This is a genomic window from Teichococcus aerofrigidensis, assembly GCF_054073225.1.
The window spans coordinates 1-7,882 of record NZ_JBSXMU010000132.1 but is presented as its reverse complement, the minus strand read 5'-3'; the positions used below and the strand labels follow the sequence as shown (position 1 = coordinate 7,882).

The window sequence follows — 7,882 nt, the reverse complement described above, 5'->3', positions numbered from 1 at the left end:
TCAGCTTCGAGCTCGCCGTCGTGGTCCGGCTCCATGTCGGCCATCGGCGCGTCGTGGGCATCGAGCAACGCGATCAGGTTCTTAATGAGAGCCTCGATGCGGGCGCGGTCGAAGGCGGTGAGAGAAGGTCGCTCACCGTGAGCGACCTTGGTGAGCAGTCTTCTTCTGGACGCGCAGTCAGTGCGCGCGTATTCGGCGCAGTTAGCCATTGCCGGTTCTCCATAGGAACAGGTGGTGGTTAGGCCGGTCAGGAAGTGCCACCTTCCTTGCCGGCCGCTTTCGTGTTAGCATCAATGCATGGCTAAAGCAATTCGTGTTTACACGAAAAAGGCACGAGCGGAGCAAACTGGCGTCATGGTTGGAGTTCGGCTCCAGCCCGAGGCTCTAGCTCGCCTGGATAGCTGGATAGAGCGGCAGGATGACGGACCTTCCCGGCCCGAGGCGGTGCGGCGGCTGCTCGATAAGGCTTTGCCGAAGTAAACGCATATACCTCAAGGTATGGTCGTATTGACCATACCTTTGCGCCTCGCAGAACCAGCACGTGCACTTCTGGAAGGGATGAAAGAATGACGCTTTCGGAACTCGCCCTTCTGTCCATGGGCCCGTTTGGTCTGCTGGCCGCCGCCGTGCTCAGCTACCGGATCACGCATCGGGACCGGGCGGCGCACTGAGCCAATCGGAAAATCGCTTGGAGCTGCCGCGCTAGACCGCGCCCCCAGGCAATTTTTTCCCGCGTGCAGATTAAAGCTCGCGCGCATTGCATGCCGGGCGAATATCCAGGCATGCATTTCGCCTCGACCCTCGATTTCCCTAAAATGTTGCGATTTAGCGAAAGCTGCCTGGGGGCGCGGTCTAGCCGGTCAGCTCTGAGCGATTTTCATTCGGCGGGCGCGCCGGCGAGAGATGCCCCGCCCTCCTCCAGCCGTCGCAGCGCTGCCAGGGCTTCCGCGAGGCTTGGAAAGACGGTCGGCCTGGCCCGGCCGGGGATCGCCAGCGCGGGCCGTGGCGCCCCCTCTGGATCGCAGGCATCGGGCAGCAACAGGACGCGGATCATGCATGCCCTGCCCGGCTACCGCAGCAGCCTGCCGCATATAGGCGGAGGTGTTCGGCTTGGGCCGCGTCGAAGAAGGCGTTGGCAAGGGTCAGGGCCTCGGGGCGGGCGTAGCCGGCGGTAGCCGCCGTCGCCTCGATACATTCCTCGGCCTGGTACAGGGCATCCGTAGCGTCGTCCTGATCGGTCGCCCAGGCCATGACCGAACGGGCGAAGTCCCTGCCGGCCATCTTCGCCTCGGCCAGGTCGTGAGGGTCGATAGAGGCTTCCCGTAGCCTGGACGCGCGGGCGGTCACTGACGCACCTCAAAGTGCGTCACCGTGTAAGCGCATGAAAATGCTGCGTTTGGTGACGCGGTGACGCACGGTGACGCATTTTCCCCTACGTACTTCCTAGGGGTAGTGGAGGTGGGCAGGGCGTAGATAACTCCTACAGACCTCGTAGGGGAATGTGCGTCACCATGCGTCACCAATCCCGCAAGTGGTTGATTTCTATAGGTGCGGCGGTGACGCACTTCCGGATGTGCGTCACCCACCCCCCTTCTCCCACTTGCGCACCCCCCCATGCGCCCGCGCCCCCCGCTGCCAGCCGAGCCGCTCCAGCGCGGCGGCGATGCGCCGCTGGTCGGCCGTGCCGATCTTCGCCGTCTCGATGCCCAAGGCACCGCGCGCCACCTCCAGCACCGTCACTTGCGTCTTGGCGTTGAGCCATTCGGCAATGGCCTGTTCCCAGGCGTCGGCCTCGTAGCGCTGCTCCTGCTCGCTGCGGATGTGCTCGGCCTCGAAGTCGCGGGTCGGCCACCACTGCGTGCCCTGGCGATACAGGGCATAGGCCTCGGCGAAGAGCTGGTCCCGGTCCCGGGCCAGCCCGGCCACGTCCAGCACCGGCGCCACCTTCACCGGCCAGAACCGCCGCCCGCCTGTCTCATCCCGCAGGTAGGCGGTCTTGTTGGTGGTGCCGATGAAGACGCACTGCCTGGGCTCGATCACGTCCTTCCGGCCGTAGCTCGGGCGGTAGCGCTCCACCGGCCGGGTGATGAACGCCTTGAGGGCAGCGGCCTCCGCCTTGTCGAGCGCCGACATCTCGGCCACCTCGATCAGCCACTTGCCGTTCAGGTGCTGCGACACATCCTTGCCGCCGCGGATGTCCGGCAGGTTGTCGCTGAACCACGGCCCGCCCAGCACGGCGCAGGCGGTGGATTTCATCGCCCCCTGCGCGCCTTCCAGCACCATCATGTAATCGGCCTTGCAGCCGGGCTGGAACACACGGGCGACCATGGCGACCATGAACATGGTGCCGATGCCGGCGGTGTAGGGTGTGGCCTCGGCGCCGAGATAGGTGTGCAGCCACTTCGCCAGGCGCGGCTGCCCGTCCCAGAACAAGCCGTTCAGGTACTGCTGCACCGGGTGAAAGCCCCGTTCCCTGGCCCGCAGCGACACGGCCTGGTGCACCGTGTCCTTGCTCACCCTCTCCAGTCCCTGGCGTTGCAGGAACTCCTGCAAGGCGCTGACATCGGCATCCTGCACCGGCCGGGCTTCTTCCGGCGGGCACAGGCTGGCCGGCACCGGCCGCGCCAGGATCTCGGCCCGCAGCATCTGGTCATAGGCCAGCAGGTCCGTGAGGTGCCGGTCGGCGCGGAGCGCCAGCATGACGTTCGCCAGGTTGCCGCGCGGGTCGCCTTCCTTGTCGGACTGGCAGTCCCGGAGCCAGGGGGCGGCGCCCTCCGGGGGCCTGGCTCGGCCGGAGTTGTCGTTGCTCCCCTTCCGCTCCGGCTTCCAGCCGTTCTGGCGTGCTTCCCAGAACAGCGATGCTGCTTTGATCCGCAAGCCGCTGGCGCGGAAGCTGGCCCATTTGGTGCGGGTGGCAGCCTCGTCATGCTTGGAGGACTGCGCCGACCAAGCCATGAACAGGTCTTCGCCATCGTCGGCCAGGGCGTCATAGATGGCGGCGCCGATCTTCACCCAGCCGTGCCAGTCATGCCGGTTCGGGACGGCCGCCAGGGCGCTTTCCACTTCGTCGCGGGTAGGCGCACGATAACCGCCAGCCTTTCGTGCTGAGGGCTTCTCCCCCGCGCCCTCCGACAGGATCGGATCGGCTTCCGCTGTCAGCTCGTCCTCGCGGTCCTTGTCGGTCCTTCCGCCCGCTGCCCGGATCATGGCCTCGGCCGCGGTGATGAAGCCAGCCATGGTCGCCGCCGTGACGGCCGGCAACTCGGCCAGGGGCGTGCTGTCAGGACCGCTGTCGGGCCATTCATATTCCCGCCCGGTATCGGGATGCAGGCCATACCCCACGAACTGCTGCCCGTTGGCCAGCACCTCGACTTGCGCGCCGGTGCCGTCCGGCAGCTTCATCGTCGGCGCCGTCATCAGCTTGTCGAACGGCACCATGGCCCGATAAGCCAGGAGGCGTTTTGGCGCCCGCCCGATGCGGAGCAAGGGCGTCTCCCCCAGCATGGCCCGCGCCAGCCCCTCAAGCCGTCTCGCGAGGCCTTCTTCGTGCACGTCGATATCCACCCCGACGAGCTCGCCACAGACCAGGCCGGTGTTCGGATGGTTGAAGATTGTTGCCGGCCACGCGGCCACCATGTCGGCGGTAACGGTCCCTGGGCGCACCGTGTTCCAGCCCTTGAAGAACGGCTGTTTGCCGGGGCTCTTGACCTTCTCGTGCTTGTAATTCGGCGCGGTGACGGGGATCGGCGCATAGCCGTTCCCCAGCAGCCGCAGGCGGAGAGCGGTTGTTGGGTCGGGCTGCTGCGTGGCGGCGCTCATCGCCGGCCCTCCACCACCAGCAGGTAGCCGGTGCGCTGATAGGGGCTGCCCGGGCGATGGCAGTGCGCCTGACGGTGAGGGTTCTGCCCATCGAGGATGCCGTCGGCACCGTGCTGGTGATGGCACCCACAATGCGAGCACCAGACGCGAACAGTCTTGCTGGTCGCGCTCAAGGTTGCGCGAAGCACGCCCGGCCCTGCGCTTCCGGCTTGCCCCGTGCCCGAAAAAGTGGGACTTTCCGGATTAGAAGGCCGTTGAATTTCCTCGCTTTTGCTGCGGTCCCACTGAGAACTATCCTGCTGATTTACCGGGGCTTCCGCCGCTCGGCTCTGGGCACCATCCTCCCTCCTCCGATCCGAGCCGTAACTCAGGCTCTCGGCGGCACCGTCCCGCCATGGGGCGTCATGCGCTCATCCCGGGCTTGCGGGTTCTCCGCGGAGCGATTGGCCAAAGCGCGGGACAGGACGGCGACGAAAAGCCGGCCGAGACGTTCATCCTCCTGGAAACAAGGAGGCGTCCCGATGCCCAAGGCCGAGCGGTTGATCCATGGCAGCTCCAATGGCGATTCCTGGTACCTCGTGCAGGACCCGGACCGGGGCGCGCTCGTGCGGCACGAGCCCAACGCTCCCTCCGGCGGGGCCGTCTCCGAGATCCCGGTGGCGACCTTCCTGGCCCGGGGGAACGGGCCGGAGCAGGCCGAGCTGCTCCGTCTGATCGGCACCCTCGCGGCGCAGATGCCGAAGAAGGAGGCGGAGAGGGTCGCGCAGGTGCTGCGGTAGAGGGCGACCCCGCGCGCGGCCTCAGACCAGCGGGCAGCCGCCCTCCTTCAGCGGCCGGAAGGCTTCCTCCGCCGCCAGCGTGCCGCGCAGGTTGTAGTAGTCCCAGGCACCCCGGCTCTCGCCCGGCGCCTTGACCTCGAACAGGTAGGAGGGGTGGATCTTGCGGCCATCGGCGCGCAGCGTGCCGGGGCCGAAGCAGTCATCGTCGGTCGGCATGGCCTGCATCCGCCGCACCACCTCGGCGCCGCTCGCCTTCGCCGCCGGCAGGCCGAGGTCGGCCACCGCCTTCAGGTAATGCAGCACGCCGGAATAGGTGCCGGCCTGTTCCTGGTTCGGCCAGTTGTTCGGCACCTTGGGCTTGACCCGGTTCAGGAAGGCGCGGGTGCGGTCGTTCAGGTCCCAGTAGAAGGCCTCGGCCAGCAGCAGACCCTGCGCCGTCTCCAGGCCGAGCGCGTGGATATCGGTGACGAACATCGGCGTGCCGGCCACCTTCACCCCGCGCCGCGACAGGCCGAACTCCTGCACCTGCTTGATGCAGTTCACCATGTCGGCGCCGGCCATCAGCAGCCCCACCACCTTGGCCCGGCTGGCCGCCGCCTGCAGGATGAAGGAGGCGAAGTCGGTGGTGCCCGGGAAGGGGAAGCGCGCCGAGCCCGCCACCTTGCCGCCCGCGGCCTGAATGAAGCGGGTCAGATCCTTCTCCATCTGGTGGCCGAAGGCGTAGTCGGCGGTGATGAAGAACCAGCTGTCACCACCGTTGCGCACCGTGGCGCTGCCCACCGTCTTGGCCAGCATGTAGGTGTCGGCCGTCCAGTGCACGGTGTTGGGCGAGCAGCGCTCGCCGGTCAGCGCGGCGGAGAGGGCGCCGGTGTTCACCTGGACCTTGTTCTTCTCCTGCACCAGCCCGGCCACGGCCAGGGCGATGGCCGAGTTGTTGACCTCGCAGATCATGTCGACGCCGTCCTGGTCGATCCAGCGGCGGGCCAGGGCGAGGGCGACGTCGGGCTTGTTCTGATGGTCGCCCTGCACGAACTCCACTGTGATGCCGCGCGCGGCCAGGCCCAGATCCTCGGCCGCCTGGCGGGCGCAGGCGAGGGCGGTGGGGCCGGAGGTGTCGCGATAGGGGCCGGAGAAGTCGGCCAGCACCCCGATGCGGACCGGCGCGGCCTGCTGCGCGCGGGCGATCGGCAGGGGCGCCAGCAGGGCGGCGCCCCCCGCCAGCAGATGGCGGCGGCGGAACTCGGTCATCCGGTCTTTTTCCTTCCTCGAACGTCGCGGCGGCCGGCGCCGCGGGCGCGAGCTTGGCGGCTCTGCCGCGGTGCCGCAAGCGCCGTTGAAACCGGCGCCCGCCCCGCGCATATCGCGCCTCGCGACAAAGCATCCATCCAAGGAGAGGCCTGTGAGCGAGACGGTGGAGCGGCATGAGTTCAATGCCGAGGTGGGGCGGCTGCTGGATCTGGTCGTCCACGCCCTCTACTCGGAGCGCGAGATCTTCCTGCGCGAGCTTGTGGCCAACGCGGCCGACGCCATCGACAAGCGCCGCTTCGAGGCGCTGACCCGGCCGGAGCTCGGCCTGCCGGGGGAGGCGCGGATCCGCATCGTGCCGGACAAGGCCGCGCGCACCCTCACCCTCTCCGATCCGGGCATCGGCATGAGCAAGGCGGAGCTGGCGCAGAACCTCGGCACCATCGCCCGCTCCGGCACCCTGGCCTTCGCCAAGGCCCTGGCCGAGAGCCAGGCCGCCGACCGGCCGAACCTGATCGGCCAGTTCGGCGTCGGCTTCTATTCCGCCTTCATGGTGGCCGATCGGGTCGAGGTGACCTCGCGCGCGGCGGGCAGCGAGGAGGCCTGGCTCTGGGCCTCGGAGGGGCGCGGCCAGTTCACCCTGGCGCCCGCGGGCCGCGCCGAGGCCGGCACCGACATCGTGCTGCACATGAAGGCCGATGCCGCCGAGTTCCTGGAGCCGCTGCGGCTGCGCACCATCATCCGCAAATGGGCCGACCACATCACCGTGCCGATCGTCCTGCTGCAGGACGGCAAGGAGGAGCCGGCCAACGAGGGCACGGCGCTGTGGCGCAAGCCGAAGTCGGAGGTCAGCGCGGAGAGCTACACCGAGTTCTACCGCCATCTCGGCCATGTCTTCGACGAGCCCTGGGCGACGCTGCACTGGCGTGCCGAGGGGACGCTGGAGTTCAGCGCCCTGCTCTTCATCCCCGGCATGAAGCCCTTCCAGGCGGTGGAGGGGGAGCGCGAGAGCCGGGTGCGGCTGCATGTCCGGCGGATGTTCATCACCGACCAGGCCGGGCTGCTGTCGCCCTGGCTGCGCTTCGTCCAGGGCGTGGTGGACACCGAGGACCTGCCGCTCAACGTCAGCCGCGAGATGCTGCAGGCGACGCCGGTGCTGGGCCGCATCCGCAAGGCGGTGACCGGCCGCGTGCTCTCCGAGCTGCGGAGCCGCGCGAAGGAGGCGGAGGACTACGCGCGGTTCTGGGAGAATTTCGGCCCGGTGCTGAAGGAAGGCGCCTGGGAGGATGCCGAGCACCGCAAGGATGTCGCGCCGCTGCTGCGCTTCCGCTCCACCGGCCAGGAGGGCTGGACCTCGCTCGCCGATTACGTCGCGCGGATGAAGCCGGAGCAGGAGGCCATCTACTACCTCGTGGGCGAGGACCCGGCGGCACTCGCCGCCTCGCCGCAGCTGGAGGGCTTCCGCGCGCGCGGGCTGGAGGTGCTGCTGCTTTCCGACCAGATCGACAACTTCTGGCCCGAGCGGCTGGAGCGCTTCGAGGACAGGCCGCTGCGCAGCGTGACGCAGGAGAGCGCCGACCTGGCGCGGTTCGCCCCCGAGGGCGCGCCGGCCGAGCCCCCGGCCGATCTCGCAGGCCTGCTGCCGAGCCTCAAGGCGGCGCTGGAGGGCGAGGTGACGGAGGTGCGCGCCACCGAGCGCCTGGTGGACAGCGCCGTGGCGCTCGCCGCCATGCCCGGCGCGCCGGACCTCTCGCTGCAGCGGCTGCTGCGCCGCGCCGGGCGGGGCCTCGGCGTCGAGATGTCGGTGCTGGAGCTGAACCCGCGCCACCCGCTGATCCGCCGCCTGGCGGAGCGCGCGGCGGCCGGCGCCGAGCTACGGGAGGAGGCCGGGCTGCTGCTGGACCTGGCGCGGCTGCAGGATGGCGACACCCCGCGCGACCCCGCGGCCTTCGCCCGGCAGGTGACGGAAGCCCTGGCGGCGCGGCTGGGCTGAGCGGATCGCCGCCCCCCCCCCCCCCCGGGGGGGGGGGGGGGGGGGG

At 69.0% G+C, this 7,882-nt stretch carries 6 protein-coding genes; 2 read left to right on the top strand and 4 right to left on the bottom strand.

Going from position 1 to position 7,882, the window contains the following annotated elements; genetic code table 11:
- The 3 genes from ACVMLK_RS18205 to ACVMLK_RS18195 form a co-directional block, all read right to left on the bottom strand.
- Positions 1–209: hypothetical protein (locus tag ACVMLK_RS18205; RefSeq protein ID WP_457487201.1), on the bottom strand; the 209-nt coding region annotated here is incomplete at its 3' end.
- Positions 210–1,050: 841 nt separating this feature from the next.
- Positions 1,051–1,347 carry a hypothetical protein gene (locus ACVMLK_RS18200; protein ID WP_457487200.1) on the bottom strand — a complete coding sequence of 99 codons (297 nt, stop codon included), beginning with the start codon at positions 1,345–1,347 and terminating at the stop codon, positions 1,051–1,053.
- Between the two features lie 231 nt (positions 1,348–1,578).
- Positions 1,579–3,819, bottom strand: coding sequence for a VapE domain-containing protein (locus tag ACVMLK_RS18195; RefSeq protein ID WP_457487199.1), 2,241 nt, complete (start codon positions 3,817–3,819; stop codon positions 1,579–1,581).
- Between the two features lie 521 nt (positions 3,820–4,340).
- Here ACVMLK_RS18195 and ACVMLK_RS18190 point away from each other — a divergent pair.
- Positions 4,341–4,598 (top strand): hypothetical protein, encoded by a 258-nt coding sequence (locus ACVMLK_RS18190; protein ID WP_457487198.1) that lies wholly within the window; start codon positions 4,341–4,343, stop codon positions 4,596–4,598.
- Between the two features lie 21 nt (positions 4,599–4,619).
- On the opposite strand, the gene ACVMLK_RS18185 is transcribed toward ACVMLK_RS18190, so the two are convergent.
- On the bottom strand, positions 4,620–5,846 hold the full coding sequence (locus tag ACVMLK_RS18185; RefSeq protein ID WP_198366037.1) for an ABC transporter substrate-binding protein: 1,227 nt from the start codon (positions 5,844–5,846) through the stop codon (positions 4,620–4,622).
- Positions 5,847–5,997: 151 nt separating this feature from the next.
- On the opposite strand from ACVMLK_RS18185, the gene htpG reads away from it, so the two are divergent.
- Positions 5,998–7,836: a molecular chaperone HtpG gene (gene htpG, locus ACVMLK_RS18180; protein ID WP_457487197.1), complete on the top strand. Its 1,839-nt coding sequence runs from the start codon at positions 5,998–6,000 to the stop codon at positions 7,834–7,836.
- Positions 7,837–7,882 lie beyond the last annotated feature (46 nt).